Source organism: Burkholderia seminalis, from assembly GCF_001718535.1.
GTDB lineage: Bacteria > Pseudomonadota > Gammaproteobacteria > Burkholderiales > Burkholderiaceae > Burkholderia > Burkholderia seminalis.
On the sequence record NZ_CP013400.1, the window covers coordinates 2883112 to 2904060 of the forward strand.

Sequence of the window (20949 nt, forward strand, 5' to 3'; positions counted from 1 at the left end):
AGAATGGCCGTTCGGCGATCGTCCAGCCGGAAGGGTCGGGAGGGTAGCCGGCATATGCCGGTTGCGGCGCCCCGGATCGGCAGGACGGGCCGGTCGGCGGATTCAGTCCGACACGACCGGCTTGATCAACGTCGTGGTGATCGGCGCGAAGCCGCACGCACGATATAGCGCACGCGCCGCCGTGTTGTGATTGAACACCGACAACCCGATCTCGGTGACACCATACCGGCGCGCCTCGGCATCGAGCGCATCGAGCGCGCGCGTGGCCCAGCCCTGGCGGCGCCGGGACGGGACAATGTCGAGGTCGTAGATGAACAGCGTGCGGTTCGGCCCTTCGGGGACGATCGCGTACCAGAGGTCGCCCACCGCGTCGCCGCTGGCGCCGTCGATGAGCATGACGAGGGTCTGGCCGGCGGTCAGCAGGCCGTCCGGCAGCAGCGTATCGAAGCAGGCGCGCGCACGCTCGGCCGCATCTTCGACAGCATTTTGTCCGGAGGACACGAGATCGCGCGCGTAGCCGTCGATGGCGCGCGTGCGGTACGCGTGGAATTCGCCGGCCGTCATCGGCCGCATCTGCAGCATGGCCCCGTCGCCGTGAACGGAATCGGACTTCCAGTGTAGCGGGACAGTCGCACCGGCGCGCGATGCGGCGGTGGAAAACGGGCGGACAGGTGCGGCGGACGCCGCGCCGAATCAGCGAATCAGCGAATCAGCGAATCAGCGACGATACAGGACGATCGGCACGAGGTGCGCACGACGCACGCGCTCGGCTTCGGCGCGACGCGCGGCATACGAATATTCGGCGTCGAGCGGCAGGTGCGGGGACACGAACAGGTCGTCGATCTTTTGCAGCAGGGCGAAGATGAAGCTCATTTGAGACTCCTGACAGATGGCTAGGGTTTTCCCTTAGATTGACTCCATTCTAAGGGTTTTCCCTGAACTCTGCCAGCGGGCCGCATCAGTTTGCCGCACGCGCGCGACAGCGAATCGTCGGCGCGAAACGGTAATCCTTGCCCCGTAAGGGCCGCAGGATAGGGTCGGAGTAATTAACGCGTTCGACGGGTTCGCTTGGCAACCGCCGCCTCGCGGTTCGCCGTGCGCTGCAGCCGGTCGACTTGCGACAGGAGCGCTTCGTGGTGTTCCTCGAGCGTCATCAGCGTCGCCTGCTGCGTCGACAGGTCGGCCGCGAGTCGATCGATCCGCTGCTGCTTCGCGGCCGCGTCCTGCTTCAGGTGCGCGATCTGCCGCGTCTGCATCACCAGCGCGACGAGTCCCGCCAACACGACGACGGCCAGTGCCAGCAGCAGACGGTTGACGCGACGCATCTCGCGATCGGCCGCGCGGGTCACGCCGTCCACGTCGGACTGCAGCACGGCGAGCCGGTCGGTCAGCGGGCGCAGGTGCGTATCCGGATCGAAGGCCGGCGCGGCCGGGTGCGCGCGCTCCGACGACGGCTTCGTGACGAAGGACGCAACGGAGGCCACCGGCTGCGTGACGGGCGGCTGCGGAACGTCGGGCTGCGCGGCAGCCTCCTTGGCTGTCGCCGAATTCGTGATGCTTGCCGGCTCGGCAGCCTCTACCGGCATCGGTGACGCGACAGGCGCGGTGGCGATGTCCGGCGAGCGGTTCGCTTCAGCCGCTTCCGGCGCCGCGTCGACGCGCGTCGCAGCCGGCGCGGATTGTTTCGCCGCCGCTTCGCTCGCACCGGCAGCCGCCCGACGCTTGCCGCCCGACGACGGGCGGCGCTCCTTCACGGCCTCGCCGGAAAATTTCCCCTCACGGGATTTGACGGCCACAGCCTCAGCGGCCGGCTTCGCGGCTTCAGCCTCTGCCGCTGGCGATTCGGCTGCCTTCGCCGCGGCGCCATCGGCCGCTTGCAGCGTGGCCGCCGCCTTCTCGGCGCCGTCGGCCGTAAAGACCTCGGCCGTCGTCGCAACACTGTCGGCGGCAGGCAAATCGGCTGACTTCATGGCGCCGCCATCGGCGGATGGACCGTCGACGTTCGCAGCCAAACCGCCTTCAGGTGTCGACATACTCTCGGCCGCGCCCCCGCCTTCCGGCTGCGCCGCGCCTTCGGCTGCCGCGTGTCCGGCCGCAATCTCGGGCTCCGGCGCGATGAACCCGTCCAGCGTGGCCTGTCGCCCGTCGTCGGCACCGGCCGCATCGGCTTCCCCGATCGCGTCATCGCGCGCCGCAACCGGCATGCGCTCGCCCGGCTCGAGCACCGGATCGCCGAACAGGTCGAGCGTCCGTTCGTCCCGCGGCACGTCGCCGGCCGGCGCACTGCCGGATCGTGCCGTCGCCCGGGCGGACGTGCTGCCTGCGGCAGCGGCCGAGCGCTGGCGGGAACGGGCCGACGAACGGGTGGAACGGGAACGGGGGCGAGGCGTGGAAACGGATTCGGTCATGGAAATCGGATAGCGGGGCCCACAGGCGCGGACCCGGATGTCGAACGGAATCGGTGATCGGCCATTGTCGCACGCCCCGCAGCCGATTCACGGTATTCATCGCCCGACCGGCCGTGTCCGCCGTCGAGGCGCGCGACACCCGGCCACGCGCGCAACTCGTCGCAGATCGCCGCGTATGCGAGTGCCGACACCCGCGCCAGCGCGATGCGCACCGGGTCATGCTCCCCCGTGCCGTCGGCAGGCTCCACGATGAACGGCTCGCACTCGATCTGACCGGTCGGACAGTCGCTCACGAAGCCGTCGCGGTACTTGGGGTGGCCAGCCATTCGATCGACTTGATCCCATCCGTACGCGATCGGGATCGCCGTCAAGATCGCGAGAGCCCACGTCATCGCCACCCGCGCACGCTCGCGTTTGTCACCTGCCTTCGCAAAATCCGACAAGACAGATCAACAACCCACCGCCTCTCGTACTCGTTCAATTTTCACCGGCACGAACGTTTCATAACATCCGTCGACGCTCGAACCAACCGATTCGCCAGCCGAGCCGAGTCCCAAACCCAATCGCCCGAGGTCGGAAATTTTCCCTGTCAGCAGCCCGTACGATCCGGCCACCGCCGTCACTCACGCCAGAGAACGCCAGGCGGCCGGCAACGCGCGCCCGCCGGACGGCCACGCGCATTCGCCGCCTCGCGGCACCCGCCGCGCCGCCGCATCGACAACCAGCGCGCTCGCGCAGGTGCTCGCCGTTGCCCTCGCGCTCCCGGGCCTCGCCCACGCGCAGGTCCCGCAAGCCGGACAATCACTGCGCGACGTCGAAACGACACGCCCTGCGCTGCCGGCCCCCGTCACACCCGACATCGTGCTTCCACCGTCGGCTGACGGCGACAGCCGCGCGCCCGACTCGGCCGACGGCCCGCGCGTGCCGGTGCGCGCGTTCGCGTTCGACGGCAACCGGCTCGCCGACGATGCGCAGCTTCAGGCGCTGCTCGCCGATCTCGTCGGCCGCGACCTCGGCTTCGACGAACTGCGCGCCGCCGCGGACCGCGTCACCGCCTGGTATCGCGCCCGCGGCTACGTGCTGGCGCGCGCCTATCTGCCGCGTCAGGACATCGATGATGGTGTCGTCCGCATCGCGATGGTCGAAGGCCGCTACGGGAAGATCGAACTGGATAACGATTCGCGCGTGCTCGACGGCGTGCTGCGCCAGCCGCTCGGCGCGCTGCGGCCCGGCGACGCGGTACGCGGCGCGGATCTCGAGCGTGCCCTGACCCTGCTCGACGAGTTGCCGGGGGTCGATGCGAAAGGCACGCTGCGCGCGGGCGCCGAACCCGGCACGACCGATCTCGCCGTCACGGCGCAGCGCGCCCGCTTCGCCACCGGCTCGCTCGAACTCGACAACTTCGGCGATCCGCTCACCGGCCGCTATCGGGCCACCGGCATCCTCGACGTCAACGCGCCGCTACGGCTCGGCGATCAACTGTCGTTGCGCGGCCTCACCAGTCAGACCCGGCAGCGCTACTACCGTGCCGCCTATCAGGTGCCGGTAGGCCCCGCGTCGACCCGGATCGGCGTCGCCTATTCCGACATGACCTATCGGCTCGGCGGGGATTTCCGCGCGCTCGACTATCGCGGCAGCGCGAACGTGCAGAGCGCGTTCGTGATCCAGCCGCTGCTGCGCGGCTGGCGCGCGCGCCTCGACGCCCAGGTGTCCTACGAGAACAAGAACCTCCACGAGTACTACGGCAGTTTCGACACCCTCAGCGACAAGAACGTCGGCCTGTGGTCGTTCGGTTTGAGCGGCAACAGCGACGACGATCGCTTCGGCGGCGGCCGCAATGCGTTCTCGATGACGCTCGGCATCGGGCGGCTGCGCGGCAACGATCCCTTCGAGGCGAATGCGTTCGCGAAGACGCACGGCCCGTTCGCGAAACTGAACCTCAACGCACTGCGTCTGCAGTCTCTCGGGGCGCCATTCCAGCTCTACACGCAGTTCAGCGCGCAACTCGCGTCGCGCAACCTCGACGCGTCGGAAAAATTCAGCCTCGGCGGCCCGTACGGCGTGCGCGCGTATGGGCTCGGCGCCGGCAGCGGCGACCAGGGCTGGCAGGCGAGCGTCGAGCTGCGTTATCTCGCTGCCCCGGGCTGGCAACTCGGCGCGTTCCTGGATACCGGGCGCGTCCAGTTCAACAAGCAGCGTTGGCGCAACGAACTCAACACGCTGCAGTTGTCGGGCACGGGGCTCAGCCTGAACTGGTATGGCGCGGGCCGCCAACTCGGCGTCACGGCCGCGTGGCCGCTCGGCGCAGCCGACTCGATCCAGACGGTCACGCGCGCGCCGAGCGTGTGGCTGCAGGCCGCGCAGTATTTCTGAGCGGCCGCCGACTGCCCGTCCGGCCCTGGCCGGACGGCAACCGCAGACAGCTTCGCTGTCCGCGACACGACGGGGCGCTCATTCCCGCCCTGCCCGTATCGATTCGTCACGCATGCCCGTCGATGTCGGCGAATCGACCCAACCTTGAGGAAACAATAACGATGAACAAGACCTATGCCCTGGTATGGAACCCGGTCCGGCGCAGCTGGGCCGCGGTCGGGGAAACCGCGCGCCGCCGCGGCAAGACCGGCAGCGGCAAGCGCGCGGCCGTCGCCGCCGTATCGCTGCTCGGCTTTGCCGCGCTGCCCGCGTTCGCGTTGCCCAGCGGCGAATCCGTCGCCAACGGGAAGGCCGACATCAGCCGCTCGAACGATGGCCGCTCGATGTCGATCAATCAGCACACCGACAAGCTCGTCACCAACTGGCAAGACTTCAGCGTCGATCACGGCGAGCGCGTGTCGTTCCATCAGCCCGGCAGCCAGTCGATCGCGCTGAACCGCGTGCTCGGCAACCAGGGCAGCCAGATCCACGGCGCCATCGACGCCAACGGCAAGGTGTTCCTGGTCAACCCGAACGGCGTGATGTTCGGCAGCGGCGCGCAGGTCAACGTCGGCGGCCTGGTCGCGTCGACCCAGAACCTGTCCGATGCCGACTTCCTCGCAGGCCGCTATCGCTTCGCCGGCACCTCGGGCGCCTCCGTCGTCAACGAAGGCACCCTCACCGCCGCGGAGGGCGGCAGCGTCGCGCTGCTCGGCGCGCGCGTGTCGAACCGGGGCGTGATCCAGGCCAAGCTCGGCAGCGTCGCACTCGGCGCCGGCGAAGCCTTCAACGTCAACTTCGACGGCAACGGGCTGTTGAACCTGCAGGTCGAACGCGGCGCCGTCGACGCGCAGGTCAACAACGGCGGCCTGCTGAAGGCCGACGGCGGCGCAGTGCTGATGAACGCACGCGCGGCCGGCGATCTGCTCGGCGCGGTGGTCAACAATACCGGCGTGATCGAGGCGCGCGGCCTGTCCGGTCGCGGCGGCCGGATCACGCTCGACGGCGGCACGGTCAAGGTCGGCGGCAAGCTCGACGCGAGCGCGGCGGATAACGGCGCGCCGGTGGGGGCGGTCGTGACGCGCGGCGAGCGTGTGGATGTCGCTGCCGCTACGCGCGTCGACACGCGTTCGGGCAGCACGGCCGGCACGTGGACGATCGAAGCGGCGAACGCCGGCGTGAACGGTCCGAACATCAGCGGGCGCTCGATCGACACGGATACGCTGTCGCGCAATCTCGACACCACCAGCATCGAGCTGGCGAACACGCAAGGCGATTTGACGGTCGGCGCCCCGGTGTCGTGGACGAGCGACAACGCGCTGACGCTGACGTCGCGCAAGGCCAACGTCGACCTGCGCGACACGCTGTCGGCGACCGGCGCGAACGCGCGCCTGACGCTCAATGCGGGCGACCGGATCCGCCTGAACAATGCCGTCAAGCTCACCGGCCGCAACGCGCATCTCGAACTGAATTCGCGCAACGGCCACGTGCTCGCGAATGCCCGGGCCGTGGTCACGCTGTCGGGCCCGTATTCGTCGTATCGCGCGAACGGCCAGGACTACAAGGTGGTGCACACCCTCGCCGATCTGCGCAACATCGCGTCGAACATGGCCGGCAACTATGTGCTCGGCAATGCGATCGACGGCGCCGGAGCGAACTTCATCACCATCGACAACGGCAGCGCCTTCGTCGGCGTATTCGACGGCCTCGGCAACTCGATCAGCCGACTCGCCATCAGCAATCCCAACGGCCCCAACGTCGGCCTGTTCGGCTCCAACATGGGCTGGATCGGCAACCTCGCGCTGCACGGCATCCGCGCGACGTCGTCGGCGCGCAATGAATCGATCGGGTCGCTGGTCGGCTATAACTTCGGCACGATCTCGAACGTGAAGGCCACGGACATCACGGTCACGGCTCGGGGCGTGACGGAAGCCGGCGGCCTGGTCGGCGCCAACATCAACGGCCGGATCGACGGCGCGACCGTGGCCGGCCGTCTCGACGCCGATCAATCGACCTATTATGCCGGCGGCCTCGTCGGTGCCAATCGCAAGTTCTCGGAGGGCGGCGAGATCACCGACAGCCATGCGAACATGCGCGTGACAGTCGCACGGGACGGGGCGACCGGCGGCCTCGCCGGCTATAACAACGGCCTCATCCTGAATTCGTCGAGCGCCGGCAGCGTGACCGGCAACGGTCCTTTGGCGATGCTGGGCGGCCTCGTCGGCGTCAACGACTTCGGCGGCGTCATCCGCCACTCGTCGTCGTCGTCCAGCGTGACGGCCGGTTCCAACGCGGTGGCCGGCGGCCTCGTCGGCGGCAACGCGGGCCGCATCGACGAAACGCAGGCAACCGGCACGGTGACGGTCGGCGATATCAGCATCGCCGGCGGCCTGGTCGGCGTCAACGAAGGCGAGATTTCGTCGTCGACGGCCAGCGGCAACGTATCGGCAGGCGCACTGAGCAAGGCGGCCGGCCTGATCGGCTCGAACGCCGGCCAGGTCGCCAATGCCGAGGCCAAGGGCAACGTGACAGCGGGCGCGTCGAGCATGGCGGGCGGCCTCATCGGCCTGAACACCGGTCTGCTGCAGAACGTCAAGGCAAGCGGCAATGTCAAGGCCGGCAATGAAAGCCTGGTCGGCGGCCTCGTCGCGCACAACAAGAACGGCCTCATCCGCAACGCGTCGGCACGCGGCAGCGTTACGGCCGGCTACGCATCGACGGCAGGCGGGCTCGTCGGGCTGAACGACGGTTCCATCGAGGCATCCGAAGCCGAAGGCGCGGTGCTGGTCGGTAACGACAGCACGGCAGGCGGTCTCGTCGGCATCAACAACGGCCGAATCGCCACCTCGAAGGCGTCGGGCAATGTCTCGGCCGGCAACGCGAGCACGGCCGGCGGCCTGGCCGGCCTCAGCATCGGCGTGATCAACGCGTCGGCGGCGTCCGGCAACGTCACGGCCCTGGCCGCCAGCAACGTGGGCGGTCTCGTCGGCCTCAACCGGGGCAACATCGAGGGCACGAAAGCCAGCGGTAACGTCAAAGCCGGCGCCGGCAGCACGGTGGGAGGTCTCGTCGGCGCGAACGAAAAGGGCAACATCCGCTCGTCCTCGGCATCGGGTGACGTCGAGGGGGGGCCGATGAGCGACATCGGCGGTCTCGTCGGCTCGCTCATGGGTTCAGTCGACAACTCGCATGCGTCGGGCACCGTCAAGGGTTCGGGCGGACACTTCGTCGGCGGCCTCGTCGGCAACAACGCCGGGTTCATCACGGCCTCGTCCTCGAGCGGTGCGGTCCATGGCGGGCGCGGCGCATGGGTGGGCGGCCTCGTCGGCGGCAACTTCGGCGTGGTGAAGGGATCGACGACCAGCAGCCGCGTCGTCTCCACCGAAGCCGGCAGATACGGTGCGTTTGCCGGCTTCAACGCTTCCTTGCTGTCGGGCAACACGGCGACGGGCGACGCCGCCGGTTCGCCGAAGGTCGCGGTCAACATCGGCGGCGGTCGCGTGGAAGACTAAGCGGGAACGCGCGCGGGCGTCGGGCCTCGCCAGCCAGACAGGCAGGTCCGACGCCCGCCATGCATCCAGGCCGCCCGGGCAAGGGCGGTCGCACATCGCCGGCCATCCGTTCGCGTGTCTCGCCATCGACCACATTACCGTGTCGACGTTGTGCGAGTCCGATCCCGGCAGCGACACGCGGCATTGATCGAGCGTCGCGTTGTTCCGCGCGCCGCAGTTCATCGGAACCGCGTGGCCCGTTACGAAGCGTCGGTCATGGAAAGGAGTTGGGGGCCACGGACGCGCAACCGGTCGTCGAACGGAATCCGTGATCGGCCATCGTCGCCAGCCCCGCAACCGCTTCGGCCTATTCGTCGCCCGACAATCCGTTGCCTTCTTCGAAACGCGTCACCCCCTTCAGCCCGCGCAGCTTGTCGCAGATCGCCCGGTACTCGAGTTCCGACACCCGCGCCAGCGCGATGCGCACCTCGTCGTGCTCGCCCGTGTCGTCGGCACGCTGCACGATGAACTGCTTCACGCGCGCACTGTCCGGGCCGAGCGCCGCATGCAGCGAGTCGAACGTCAGCGTGCCGCTCACGACCGTCAGCGCGAGCTGGCGCCGCTGGCGCACCGTGAAGTAGCGCCGCTCCAGCGGCTTGATGCCGGCCAGGATGATCAGGATGATGATCGTCGCCGAAATCGACGCGACGTAGAGCCCGCCGCCCACCGCGAGACCGATCGCGGCGACCGACCACAGGCTCGCGGCCGTCGTCAGCCCGCGCACGATCTCGCCGCGCAGCAGGATCGAGCCCGCGCCGAGGAAGCCGATGCCCGACACGACCTGCGCGGCGATCCGCGACGGGTCGAGCATGATGTGGTCGCTGCTGCCGAGCACATCGGCAAAACCGAACGCCGACACGATCATGATCAGCGTCGAGCCGACGCACACCAGCATGTGCGTACGCAAGCCCGCCGCCCACGACAGGCGCTCGCGCTCGAAGCCGATGACGCTGCCGAGCGCCGCCGCGAGAACGAGCCGCATCACGAGTTCCAGGTTGCTGAGCATCCGATTTCTCTCCTTTTTTTGGTGCCGGCCGCGCGGAATGTTTTATCCTTGGCCCCGGCCGCGCCGATCCTCCGGGCCGTGCCGACACGTTTCGATCCAAGCGCTCAACCCCGCCATGCCCGTTTCCGACTCCGCATCCGCCCAGGCCGCCCAGCTGCGCCACCATTTCGCGCACGTCGTCTTGCCGATCTGGCGAGGTTCAGGGTTCGACCCGTCATTGCAGCTGCCGTTCGAGGCCGTCGATCCGGCCACCCACGCGCCGCTGCCCGTCACCCGTTATCGCGCAATGGCGTGCGCTCGGCAACTGTTCGTGTTCGCGCAGGCCGGCGACACCGCGCACGCGGCCACGCTGTTCGACGCGCTGTGCCGCCGCTTTCGCGACGCGCGCCACGGCGGCTGGATCTACAGCGTCGATGCGCGCGGCGCGCCGCTCGATACGACCAAGGATCTCTATACGCACGCGTTCGTCGTGTTTGCGTGCGCCGCATGGCATGCGGCTTCGGGCGACGCCGACGCGCGCACGGTGGCCGCGGAGACGGCCGCGCTGATCCAGGATCGCTTCGCCCCGCGCCCCGGCGACGCACTGCTCGATGCGGCGCGCCACGCCGATTTCTCGTCATCCGGCAGCGGTACGCTGCAGAATCCGCTGATGCACCTGACCGAAGCATGGCTCGCGGCCGCCGATGCATTCGGCGACGCGGCGTTCGACGATGCGTTGTTGCGCACCGCGCAGGCCGTCGAGCGCACGTTCGTCGACGCGGCGACCGGCTGCGTGGCCGAGCTGCCGCTGGGCGCGGCCGAGAACCGCTTCGAGCCCGGCCATCAATTCGAGTGGTTCTATCTGGTCGATGCGGCCGGCGCGCGGCTCGCGCAGACCGGGCTCCCCGCCGCGCTGTCGCGCGCGTTCGCGTTCGCGGAACAATACGGCGTCGATCCGCAAACGGGCGGCGTCCGCGCGGCGCTCGACGCGCAAGGCGCGTGCGTCGACGGCACACAGCGGATCTGGGCGCAGACCGAATACCTGCGCGCGCTCGCGACGCACGGCGGCACGCCGGCCTCCGCGCCGCTGGCGCGGCAGATCGAGCGGTTCGCCGCGCGGTTCCTGCATCCGCGCGGCTGGTTCGAGTGCAAGACGGCGGACGGGCAGGTGTCGCGCGCCGACATGCCGTCGACGACGCCCTACCACCTCGCCACCGCCTACGCGGCGCTGCCGGCCGGCTCGTAACCCGTCCCGGCGAACGACGGCGCCGCGCGTTCGCCGCGGGCGGCGCGTCCGTCACCCAGTTCGAACACCGACACGGCCTGCATCAGGTGCGCGGTCTGGTCGTTCAGCGACGCCGCCGCCGCCGCGACTTCCTCGACCAGCGCCGCGTTCTGCTGCGTAAGCTGATCCATCTGCGTGACGGCCTGGTTCACCTGCTCGATCCCGACGCTCTGCTCGACCGACGCGGCCGTGATCTCCGACATCGTCTGCACGACGCGCGTGATCGACGCCGACACCGTCCGCATCGCGTCGCCGGCGCGCTCGACGAGTTCCGCGCCGCCGTTGATCTGCGCAACCGAATCCTCGATCAGCGCCTTGATCTCCTTCGCCGATTGCGCGCTGCGCTGCGCGAGCGAGCGCACCTCGCCCGCGACCACCGCGAAGCCGCGCCCCTGTTCGCCGGCCCGCGCGGCCTCGACCGCCGCGTTCAGCGCGAGGATGTTGGTCTGGAATGCGATGCCGTCGATCACCGAAATGATCTCCGCGATCCGCCCGGAGCTTTGCGCGATGCCGCGCATCCGGTCGATCACGCTGTCGACCACGCCGCCGCCGTGGCTCGTCGCCTCGAGCGCCGCGTCGGCCAGCGCGCTCGCCGCGCGGGCGCTGTCGGTGTTCTGCCGGACGGTCGCGGTCAGCTCCTCCATGCTCGCGGCGGTTTCCTCGAGCGACGCAGCCTGCGTGCCCGTGCGCGCCGACAGGTCGGCGTTGCCGCCCGCGATCTCGCCCGCGCCAAGGTGGATCGCGTCGGACGCGTGGCGCACCGTGCGCACGGTGCTTGCGATGCTCGTCTGCATCGCGGCAAGGCTGCGCAGCATCCGGTCGATCTCGAACACGCCGCCCGCGCGCACGGTTTCGTCGAGCCGGCCCTGCGCGATCCGTTCGAAATGGCGGCCGGCGTCCTCCAGCGGCGCGACGACCGCGCGCCGCGCGGCCGCGTAGATCGCGGCGCTCGCCGCGAGCATCGCCACCAGCAGCACGATGCCGACCGACTTGAACCACAGCATGCCGCCGTCGATCGTGTCGAGCGCCGCGCGGCTCGATGCGCCGCCATAGTCGGTGAAGCGGTGCAGCTCGGCGATATAGGCGTCCTGGATGCCTTGCGTCGGCTGGTCGAGGAACGCCTGGATGTTGTCCGCGTCGAGGAACTGCACGAGTTCGCCCAGCGCGCCGCGCAGCGCGCGATAGCGCTCCGCGAGCGCCGCGACGCGCGCGCGGTTCGTGTCGTCGACCGGCTGCGCGGCCGTCAGCACGGCGAACGCCTTGTCCGCTTCCGCGAGCGACGCGCCGGCATGGCGGATGATGTCTTCCGGCTTCGGGCCGCCGCGCACCATCCGCGTACCGGCGCGCGACAGGTTGATGCGCGCGTCGAGCAACTGCTCGGTCGCCCGGCTGGCCGCGTCGACCTGCGCGATCGCGACGTTCGACAGATCGTCGACGCCGCTGCGCGTCGACGTGAGCGCCCAGAAGCCGAGCGCTTCGATCGCGAGCAGGAAGAGACAAAACACGGTCAACACGCCGAGCAGACCCGACGCGAGCTTGATTTTTCCGAACATGGGGAGATTCCTGGAAAGCGGACGATGAGGCAATGCCCCGGCATTAGCGGCATTTCTTCGTCGGACTTTAGGAGCGGAAGGCGGCAATGTTCGCGTTGCCCGCGCATTCCCTCGGAATCGCCCGCAAACAGGGGAGATCTTCGGTATTCGACGCAATAATCGCGTCGCGTCACGCCGTAATTTGCACGAAACGTGAACGAATTTCCTTGCTTATCCGCAGCCCCCTTCCTAGAGTTCAGCGCAAGCGGGCACGCATTTCGAGGGAAGTTCGATGACCGACATCACGGACCACGCGCGCGGCGCATTGCGCGCGCAACCGTTCAGCATGCTGCTGGGCACGGAGCTGATGCATATTGGCGACAACGAAGTGTCGCTGTGTCTGCCCGTGCGCGACGAACTGCGGCAGCAGCACGGTTTCGTGCACGGCGGCGTCATCAGCTATCTCGCGGACAATGCGCTGACGTTCGCCGGCGCGCTCGTGCTCGGCCCGCGCGTGATCACCGCCGAATACAAGATCAACTACCTGCGGCCGGCCGTGAACGGCACGCTCGTCGCACGCGCGAAGCTCGTCTACGCAGGGCGGCATCAGGCGACCTGCCAGTGTCATGTGTTCGTCATCGACGGCGATCACGAGCGGCTCGTCGCGATCGCGCAAGGCACGATCAACCGCGTCGGCGACGGCAAGATGCCGGATGGCCCGGCGGAAACGGCCTGAACGACCTGAACGGGCGAAAGCGATTGTCGGCAGGCCGAACGACGTGGGTGGATTCGAACCCGATGGCCGGGCGCCGCAGCAAGACCGCTCACGCCGCTCACATGTACAGCGCATCCCGACCTAACGTTTCATCGCGGCAAGATAGACTGCATCGCCTTCACGCCGGCCGACTGCGACGACCAGAACGACAACTTCCGAATCGCGTACTTCGTAGACGAGTCGGTAGCCGACGCCGCGCAGCTTGATCCTGTCACGATCCGGGTGGCCATGCAGTTCGGCCGAGGGAACGCGAGGATGCTCGATCCGCTCGGCAAGCCCGGCCTTGAATCGATCGCGACCAGTGCGATCGAGTTTCTTCCACTCCCTCAATTCAGGTTCGAGAAAGGCACGTTCAAAGGTCATTCAGCGTGACCTTGACGACCCTCTCCTTGGCGCGCGAATCGGCCAACGCATTGTCTTCAATGTCTTGCAGACGTTCGCCCCACGTCTTCGCCGGAATGCAATAGAACGCAGGCTCGTTGTGATTCAGAATCGCGACCGGGAAGCCCTCTCCTGCCGCGACCGTCCCCATCGGGTTCCGTTTCAGCGCCGAAACGCTCGCGGTCACGCTGGCCAGCATGGTGTGAGGCATGTCGATTCCTTCTCCAGCCAGGCAACGATTATGCTTTATTTGGCCCCAAATTCAGCACCTAAACGAGCACCAATTAAATCCACCGCTGCCGTGCCGAACCGCGGTTTTTCACGCACCAGGCCAGATCGACGTGCACGCTACGCCGGATCCGCTTCCTCCCCCGCCAGCGGCAAAAAGCGCGGCGCCACACGCGCCCTCAGGTTCCCGCTCTCGTCGGTACGATAAATCCCGCGCGCCACGTTATGCGGATGCGCGGCCGCGTCGGCCACGCTCAGCAGCGGCGCGAAACACGCGTCGGTGCCTTCGAGCAGCGCGCGCCAGTGTGCGGACGGCTGGCGAGCGAACACGTCGGCGAAACGCGCCTTCAGCGCCGGCCAGCGCGCGCGGTCGTACTGCGATGCCGGATCGACGTCGGCCAGCCCGAGCCGTTCGACCAGCAGCGCATAGAACGGCGGCTCCAGCGCGCCGATCGTCACGCACGCGCCGTCCGCGCAGCGGTACACGTCGTAGAACGGCGCATCGTGAAAGAGGCTCGGCTGCGCGCCGTCGAGCTGCCCGTTCGCGCGCGCCCACAGCGCGAGCGAACCGAGCATCGACACGATATCGACGATCGCGCCGTCGACCACGCGCCCCGGGCCGCCGCCGCGCACGTCGAGCAGCGCACAGACGATCCCGAACGCGAGCCCGAGCGCGCCGCCGGCATCGCCGACGACGGTCGGCGGCAGCCCCGGCCGGCCGTCGCGCGGCGCGGACAGCGACAGCAGCCCCGTCAGCGCGACGTAGTTCAGGTCGTGCCCGGCCGCGGCCGCGAGCGGGCCGTGCTGGCCCCAGCCGGTCATCCGTCCGTACACGAGCTTCGGGTTGCGGCGCGCGCAAGCGTCGGGCCCGAGGCCGAGCCGCTCCATCACGCCGGGCCGCAGCCCCTCGATCAGCGCGTCGGCCCGCGCGATCAGGTCGAGCGCGGCGTCGCGGCCGGCCGGCGCCTTCAGGTCGAGTTCGACGATCGTCTTGCCTTCGCGCAGCAGATCGCCGTCGCGGGCCCGCAACGCGTCCGGCGCGCTCGTGCGGCCGGACGGACGCGCGATCAGCGTGATCCGCGCGCCCATCCCGGCGAGCATCCAGCCCGCGAGCGGGCCGGGGCCGAGACCTTCGAATTCGACGATGTGGATGCCGGAAAGCGGCGTATCGAGTGGCATGCGATTCTCCTGTACCGGTCGGCGCGTCGGCACTTGCGCCGGCGCGGTGCTTCGTGCGGCGGCTTGCATCCGGCACACGCGCCTCAAACGAAAAATCCCTGCGCAGCGGGTTCCGCTTCGCAGGGATCGCGGCGCGTCATGCGCGTGCCGGTGCGCGCGTCAGAACGCGTCGCCCGGCACCCGCACCCAGCCTTCCATCAGCACGCGCGCGCTGCGGCTCATGATCGCCTTCGTGACGGTCCACTCGCCGTTCTCGAGCCGCGCCTCCGCGCCGACGCGCAGCGTGCCTGACGGATGGCCGAAGCGCACCGCGTTGCGTTCGCCGCCGCCCGCCGCCAGATTGACGAGCGTGCCGGGGATCGCCGCGGCCGTGCCGATCGCGACCGCCGCCGTGCCCATCATCGCGTGGTGCAGCTTGCCCATCGACATCGCGCGCACCAGCAGGTCGACATCCCCCGCGTTCACGCGCTTGCCGCTCGACGCGACGTAGTCGGCCGGCTTCGCGACGAACGCGATCTTCGGCGTGTGCTGCCGCGTCGCGATTTCGTCGAGCGTATCGATCAGGCCCATGCGCAGCGCGCCGTGCGCGCGGATCGTCTCGAACTTCTCGAGCGCCTTCGCATCGCCGTTGATCGCGTCCTGCAGCTCGGTGCCCGTATAGCCGATCGCTTCCGCCTCGACGAAGATCGTCGGGATGCCCGCGTTGATCATCGTCGCCTTCAGCGTGCCGACGCCCGGCACCGCGAGATCGTCGACGAGATTGCCGGTCGGAAACATCGAACCGCCCGCGCCCTCTTCCTCGGCGGCCGGGTCCATGAATTCGAGCTGCACCTCGGCGGCCGGGAACGTGACGCCGTCCAGCTCGAAATCGCCCGTCTCCTGCACCGCGCCGTTCGTGACCGGCACGTGCGCGACGATCGTCTTGCCGATGTTCGCCTGCCAGATCCGCACGGTCGCGACGCCGTCGCGCGGCACGCGCGCCGGATCGACGAGCCCGCCGCTGATCGCGAACGGGCCGACGGCCGCCGACAGGTTGCCGCAGTTGCCGGTCCAGTCGACGAACGCCTTGTCGATCGCGACCTGGCCGAACAGGTAGTCGACATCGTGGCCGGGCCGCGTGCTCTTCGACACGATCACCGTCTTGCTGGTGGACGACGTCGCGCCGCCCATCCCGTCGATCTGCTTGCCGTACGGATCGGGGCTGCCGATCACGCGCAGGAGCAGTGCGTCGCGCGCGGCGCCCGGCGCCTGCGCGGCGTCCGGCAGGTCCTGCAGCCGGAAGAACACGCCCTTGCTGGTACCGCCGCGGATATAGGTCGCGGGAATCCTGATTTGAGGAATATGAGCCATGTCTGTGTTCTCTCCGTGCGCCCGTCAGGCCGCCTGCGACGATTCGAGGAAGTCCTGCGCGAAACGCTGCAGCACGCCGCCCGCCTCGTAGATCGACACTTCCTCGGCCGTGTCGAGCCGGCACGTCATCGGCACCGCGACGCGCTCGCCGTTCTTGCGGTGAATCACGAGCGTCAGGTCGGCGCGCGGCGTACGCTCGCCGATCACGTCGAAGGTCTCGGTGCCGTCGATGCCGAGCGTCGTGCGGTTCGTGCCCGGCTTGAACTCGAGCGGCAGCACGCCCATCCCGATCAGGTTCGTGCGGTGGATCCGCTCGAAGCCTTCGGCGGCGATCGCCTCGACGCCCGCGAGCCGCACGCCCTTCGCGGCCCAGTCGCGCGACGAGCCCTGGCCGTAGTCGGCGCCGGCCACGACGATCAGCGGCTGCTTGCGGTTCATGTACGTCTCGATCGCCTCCCACATCCGCATGACCTTGCCTTCCGGCTCGACGCGCGCGAGCGAGCCCTTCTTCACCGCGCCGTCGACGACCGCCATCTCGTTGATCAGCGTCGGATTCGCGAAGGTCGCGCGCTGCGCGGTCAGGTGGTCTCCCCGGTGCGTCGCGTACGAGTTGAAGTCTTCTTCCGGCAGGCCCATCTTCGCGAGGTATTCGCCGGCCGCGCTGTCCGGCAGGATCGCGTTCGACGGCGACAGGTGGTCGGTCGTGATGTTGTCGCCGAGCACCGCGAGCGGACGCATGCCCTTCAACGTGCGCTCGCCGGCCAGCGCGCCTTCCCAGTACGGCGGGCGGCGGATGTACGTGCTCTGCGCGCGCCAGTCATACAGCGGCGCCGCACGCTCGCCGGCGTCGGCGCTGCGCGCGAACATCGGCTCGTAGACCTTGCGGAACTGCTCGGGCTTCACGCTCGACGCGACGATCGCATCGATCTCCTCGTCGGTCGGCCAGATGTCCTTCAGCGTGACGGGCTTGCCGTCCCGGTCGTGGCCGAGCACGTCCTTCTCGATGTCGAAGCGGATCGTGCCGGCGATCGCGTAGGCGACGACGAGCGGCGGCGACGCGAGGAACGCCTGCTTCGCATATGGGTGGATGCGGCCGTCGAAGTTGCGGTTGCCGGACAGCACGGCCGTCGCGTACAGGTCGCGATCGACGATTTCCTGCTGGATCTTCGGGTCGAGCGCGCCCGACATCCCGTTGCAGGTCGTGCACGCGAACGCGACGATGCCGAAGCCGAGCTTCTCGAGTTCGGGCAGCAGGTTCGCTTCTTCCAGGTACAGCTCGACCGCCTTCGAGCCCGGCGCGAGCGAGCTCTTCACCCACGGCTTGCGCGTGAGGCCCTTCGCGTTCGCGTTGCGCGCGAGCAAGGCCGCGGCGATCACGTTGCGCGGGTTGCTGGTGTTCGTGCAGCTCGTGATCGCGGCGATGATCACCGCGCCGTCGGGCATCTCGCCCGGCTTCTCTTCCCACTGGCCGGCGATCCCGCGCGCGGCCAGATCGGACGTCGGCAGCCGCTTGTGCGGGTTCGACGGACCGGCCATGTTGCGCACGACGCTCGACAGGTCGAACGTCAGCGTGCGTTCGTACTGCGCGTTGGCCAGCGTGTCGGCCCACAGGCCGGCCGCCTTCGCGTAGGTCTCGACGAGCCTGACCTGCTCGTCGCTGCGGCCGGTGAGGCGCAGGTAGTCGGTCGTCTGGCCGTCGATGAAGAACATCGCGGCAGTCGCGCCGTATTCGGGCGCCATGTTCGAGATCGTCGCGCGGTCGCCGAGCGTGAGGCTCGCCGCCCCTTCGCCGCGGAATTCCAGGTACGCGCCGACCACCTTCTCCTTGCGCAGGAACTCGGTCAACGCGAGCACGATGTCGGTCGCGGTGATGCCGGGCTGGCGCTTGCCGGTCAGCTCGACGCCGACGATGTCCGGCAGGCGCATCCACGACGCGCGGCCGAGCATCACGTTCTCGGCCTCGAGGCCGCCCACGCCGATCGCGATCACGCCGAGCGCGTCGACGTGCGGCGTGTGGCTGTCGGTGCCGACGCAGGTGTCCGGGTACGCGACGCCGTCGTGCGCCTGGATCACCGGCGACATTTTCTCGAGGTTGATCTGGTGCATGATGCCGTTGCCCGGCGGGATCACGTCGACGTTCTCGAACGCCTTCTTCGTCCACTCGATGAAGTGGAAGCGATCCTCGTTGCGGCGATCCTCGATCGCGCGGTTCTTCGCGAACGCGTCCGGATCGAAACCGCCGCATTCGACGGCGAGCGAGTGGTCGACGATCAGCTGCACGGGCACGACCGGGTTCACCTTCGCCGGGTCGCCGCCGCCGTCGGCGATCGCGTCGCGCAGGCCGGCGAGATCGACGAGCGCCGTCTGCCCGAGGATGTCGTGGCACACCACGCGCGCCGGGAACCACGGGAAGTCGCGTTCGCGCTTGCGCTCGATGATCTGCTTCAGCGAATCGGCGAGGATCGCCGGGTCGCAGCGGCGCACGAGGTTTTCGGCAAGGACGCGCGACGTGTACGGCAGCGTGTCGTAGGCGCCGGGCGCGATCGCGTCGACCGCGGCACGCGCGTCGAAATAGTCCAGCGACGTGCCGGGCAGGGGTTTGCGGTTGGCGGTATTCATGATGTGGGGCGGGAATCGGGGTATGACGTTCCGCGCGCGCCGGCCGCCCGCATCACGGGCATCGGCGCGCGCGGCAGGTGTTTCAGCGCTTCTCGATCGGCACGAACTGCAGGTCTTCCGGGCCCGTGTAGTTCGCGCTCGGGCGGATGATCTTGTTGTCGATGCGTTGCTCGATGACGTGCGCGCTCCAGCCCGACGTACGCGAGATCACGAACAGCGGCGTGAACATCGCGGTCGGCACGCCCATCATGTGATACGACACCGCGCTGAACCAGTCGAGGTTCGGGAACATCTTCTTCGCCTCCCACATCACCGACTCGAGGCGCTCGGCGATGTTGTACAGCTTCAGGTCGCCCGCTTCCTTCGACAGCTTGTGCGCGACGCCCTTGATCACCTTGTTGCGCGGATCGGAGATCGTGTAGACCGGGTGGCCGAAGCCGATCACGACTTCCTTGTTCTCGACGCGGCGGCGGATGTCCGCTTCGGCGTCGTCCGGCGAGCTGTAGCGGCTCTGGATGTCATACGCGACCTCGTTCGCGCCGCCGTGCTTCGGCCCGCGCAGTGCGCCGATCGCACCGGTGATCGCCGAGTAGATGTCCGAGCCCGTGCCCGCGATCACGCGGCCCGTGAACGTCGACGCGTTGAATTCGTGCTCCGCGTACAGGATCAGCGACGTGTGCATCGCCTCGACCCACGGCTTCGACGGCGTCTTGCCGTGCAGCAGGTGCAGGAAATGGCCGCCGATCGAGTCGTCGTCGGTTTCCGTCTCGATGCGCTTGCCGTTGTGCGAGAAGTGATACCAGTACAGCAGCATCGAGCCGAGCGACGCCATCAGGCGGTCGGCGATGTCGCGCGCGCCCGGCAGGTTGTGGTCGTCCTTCTCCGGCAGCACGGTGCCCAGCACCGACACGCCCGTGCGCATCACGTCCATCGGGTGCGCGGACGCCGGGATCTGCTCGAGCGCCGCCTTCAGCGCGCTCGGCAGGCCGCGCAGCGCGCGCAGCTTGGTCTTGTACGCAGCCAGTTCGGTCAGGTTCGGCAGCGTGCCGTGCACGAGCAGGTGCGCGATTTCCTCGAATTCGCACGATTCGGCGACGTCGAGAATGTCGTAGCCGCGGTAGTGCAGGTCGTTGCCGGTCTTGCCGACCGTGCACAGCGCCGTGTTGCCGGCCGTCACGCCCGACAGCGCCACCGATTTCTTCGGCTTGAATGCGCCTGCGGCGGCCGGTGCTGCTGCGTCTTTCGTCTCGCTCATGTTTCCGTTCTCCAATGTTCCAGATGCCTGTATCGGGGGGCGGGCCGCGTTACTTCTTGCCCTGCGCGAACAGCTCGTCGAGCTTGCGTTCGTATTCGTGATAGCCGAGGAAGTCGTACAGCTCGGCGCGCGTCTGCATCGTCGGCACGGCCGCCTTCTGCGTGCCGTCGCGGCGCAGCGTTTCGTAGAAATTCAGCGCGGCCTTGTTCATCGCGCGATACGCGCCGCAGCAGTACAGCGCGATGTCGACGTTCGCCTCGCGCAGTTCGTCGAGCGTGAACAGCGGCGTCGAACCGAACTCGGTCAGGTTCGCGAGGATCGGCACCTTCACGGCTGCCTTGAAGCGGCGGTAGTCGTCGAGCGACTTCATCGCTTCCGGGAAGATCATGTCCGCGCCGGCTTCGACGTACGCGACCGCGCGCTCGATCGCCGAGTCGATCCCTTCCGCGGCGGCCGCATCCGTGCGCGCCATGATCACGAACTGGTCGTCGGTCCGCGCATCGACCGCGGCCTTGACACGATCGACCATTTCCTCGGTCGGCACGACTTCCTTGCCCGGGCGGTGGCCGCAGCGCTTCTGGCCGACCTGGTCCTCGAGGTGCACGGCCGCGACGCCGGCCTTGATGAACGAGCGGACCGTGCGCGCGATGTTGAACGCGCCGCCCCAGCCCGTGTCGATGTCAACCAGCAGCGGCAGGTCGGTCGCGTTGGTGATCCGGTTCGCGTCGATCAGCACGTCTTCCATCGTGCTGATGCCGAGGTCGGGGATCCCGAGCGAGTTCGCGGCGACGCCGCCGCCCGACAGGTAGACGGCCTTGAAGCCGACGGCCTGCGCCATCTTGGCCGCGTACGCGGTGATCGCGCCGACCACCTGCAGCGGCTGTTCCGCCGCGACTGCCGCGCGAAATTTCGCGCCGGCGCTCTGAAGATGCGTATTGCTCATGAACGGCCTCCTGATGGAATGCCTGATAACAGCAAGGACCGGGCCA

Annotated in this window: 17 protein-coding genes; 4 read left to right on the top strand and 13 right to left on the bottom strand. The window is 68.6% G+C overall.

The genetic code is table 11. The annotated features are described in order from the left end of the window. Positions 1 to 102: 102 nt before the first annotated feature. From WJ12_RS33375 to WJ12_RS37230, 4 genes are all read right to left on the bottom strand, one after another. The gene (locus tag WJ12_RS33375) at positions 103 to 582 is read right to left on the bottom strand and encodes a GNAT family N-acetyltransferase (RefSeq protein WP_059559104.1); all 480 of its coding nucleotides are present in this window, start codon (positions 580 to 582) and stop codon (positions 103 to 105) included. A gap of 135 nt (positions 583 to 717) precedes the next feature. After that, the gene (locus WJ12_RS36570; protein ID WP_167361908.1) at positions 718 to 873 is read right to left on the bottom strand and encodes a hypothetical protein; all 156 of its coding nucleotides are present in this window, start codon (positions 871 to 873) and stop codon (positions 718 to 720) included. A gap of 173 nt (positions 874 to 1046) precedes the next feature. After that, positions 1047 to 2408 carry a hypothetical protein gene (locus tag WJ12_RS33380; protein WP_059559107.1) on the bottom strand — a complete coding sequence of 454 codons (1362 nt, stop codon included), beginning with the start codon at positions 2406 to 2408 and terminating at the stop codon, positions 1047 to 1049. Further along, positions 2405 to 2851 (bottom strand): hypothetical protein, encoded by a 447-nt coding sequence (locus WJ12_RS37230; protein WP_059559110.1) that lies wholly within the window; start codon positions 2849 to 2851, stop codon positions 2405 to 2407. Before WJ12_RS37230 ends, WJ12_RS33380 begins: the two co-directional genes overlap by 4 nt. Before the next feature lie 295 nt (positions 2852 to 3146). Between WJ12_RS37230 and WJ12_RS33390 the strand changes: the two genes are divergently transcribed. Together WJ12_RS33390 and WJ12_RS33395 are read left to right on the top strand one after the other, a co-directional pair. Beyond that, entirely contained in the window at positions 3147 to 4781 is a 1635-nt protein-coding gene (locus tag WJ12_RS33390; RefSeq protein ID WP_059559113.1) for a ShlB/FhaC/HecB family hemolysin secretion/activation protein, read from the top strand. Positions 4782 to 4903: 122 nt separating this feature from the next. Further along, positions 4904 to 8332, top strand: a complete 3429-nt coding sequence (locus tag WJ12_RS33395) for a GLUG motif-containing protein (protein ID WP_226103992.1) — start codon at positions 4904 to 4906, stop codon at positions 8330 to 8332. 346 nt (positions 8333 to 8678) lie between these two features. Here the strand turns inward: WJ12_RS33395 and WJ12_RS33400 are convergent, their stop codons facing one another. Next, on the bottom strand, positions 8679 to 9377 hold the full coding sequence (locus WJ12_RS33400) for an MgtC/SapB family protein (protein ID WP_034187673.1): 699 nt from the start codon (positions 9375 to 9377) through the stop codon (positions 8679 to 8681). Between the two features lie 115 nt (positions 9378 to 9492). On the opposite strand from WJ12_RS33400, the gene WJ12_RS33405 reads away from it, so the two are divergent. Next, on the top strand, positions 9493 to 10602 hold the full coding sequence (locus tag WJ12_RS33405) for an AGE family epimerase/isomerase (protein ID WP_059559119.1): 1110 nt from the start codon (positions 9493 to 9495) through the stop codon (positions 10600 to 10602). Here the strand turns inward: WJ12_RS33405 and WJ12_RS33410 are convergent. After that, a complete protein-coding gene (locus tag WJ12_RS33410) occupies positions 10575 to 12194 on the bottom strand; it encodes a methyl-accepting chemotaxis protein (protein WP_059559122.1) in 1620 nt (539 codons plus the stop codon). The two genes, WJ12_RS33405 and WJ12_RS33410, sit on opposite strands and share 28 nt — an antisense overlap. 271 nt (positions 12195 to 12465) lie before the next feature. On the opposite strand from WJ12_RS33410, the gene WJ12_RS33415 reads away from it, so the two are divergent. Further along, the gene (locus tag WJ12_RS33415; protein WP_034187670.1) at positions 12466 to 12909 is read left to right on the top strand and encodes a PaaI family thioesterase; all 444 of its coding nucleotides are present in this window, start codon (positions 12466 to 12468) and stop codon (positions 12907 to 12909) included. 120 nt (positions 12910 to 13029) lie between these two features. Here WJ12_RS33415 and WJ12_RS35645 read toward each other — a convergent pair whose 3' ends face one another. From WJ12_RS35645 to prpB, 7 genes are all read right to left on the bottom strand, one after another. Then, positions 13030 to 13311: a type II toxin-antitoxin system RelE family toxin gene (locus WJ12_RS35645; RefSeq protein WP_082744724.1), complete on the bottom strand. Its 282-nt coding sequence runs from the start codon at positions 13309 to 13311 to the stop codon at positions 13030 to 13032. Further along, entirely contained in the window at positions 13301 to 13540 is a 240-nt protein-coding gene (locus WJ12_RS33420) for a type II toxin-antitoxin system Phd/YefM family antitoxin (RefSeq protein WP_059559126.1), read from the bottom strand. Before WJ12_RS33420 ends, WJ12_RS35645 begins: the two co-directional genes overlap by 11 nt. A 137-nt stretch (positions 13541 to 13677) precedes the next feature. Next, a complete protein-coding gene (locus WJ12_RS33425) occupies positions 13678 to 14736 on the bottom strand; it encodes a CaiB/BaiF CoA transferase family protein (protein ID WP_059559300.1) in 1059 nt (352 codons plus the stop codon). A gap of 159 nt (positions 14737 to 14895) precedes the next feature. Further along, positions 14896 to 16086: a 2-methylaconitate cis-trans isomerase PrpF gene (gene prpF / locus WJ12_RS33430; RefSeq protein ID WP_034187668.1), complete on the bottom strand. Its 1191-nt coding sequence runs from the start codon at positions 16084 to 16086 to the stop codon at positions 14896 to 14898. A 24-nt stretch (positions 16087 to 16110) separates the two neighbouring features. Further along, positions 16111 to 18705 (bottom strand): Fe/S-dependent 2-methylisocitrate dehydratase AcnD, encoded by a 2595-nt coding sequence (acnD, locus tag WJ12_RS33435; protein WP_034187667.1) that lies wholly within the window; start codon positions 18703 to 18705, stop codon positions 16111 to 16113. An 82-nt stretch (positions 18706 to 18787) separates the two neighbouring features. Next, positions 18788 to 19960 (bottom strand): bifunctional 2-methylcitrate synthase/citrate synthase, encoded by a 1173-nt coding sequence (prpC, locus tag WJ12_RS33440; RefSeq protein WP_059559129.1) that lies wholly within the window; start codon positions 19958 to 19960, stop codon positions 18788 to 18790. A gap of 49 nt (positions 19961 to 20009) precedes the next feature. Beyond that, complete coding sequence (gene prpB, locus WJ12_RS33445) at positions 20010 to 20903, bottom strand: methylisocitrate lyase (protein WP_059559132.1); 894 nt, start codon at positions 20901 to 20903, stop codon at positions 20010 to 20012. Between the last annotated feature and the right edge of the window lie 46 nt (positions 20904 to 20949).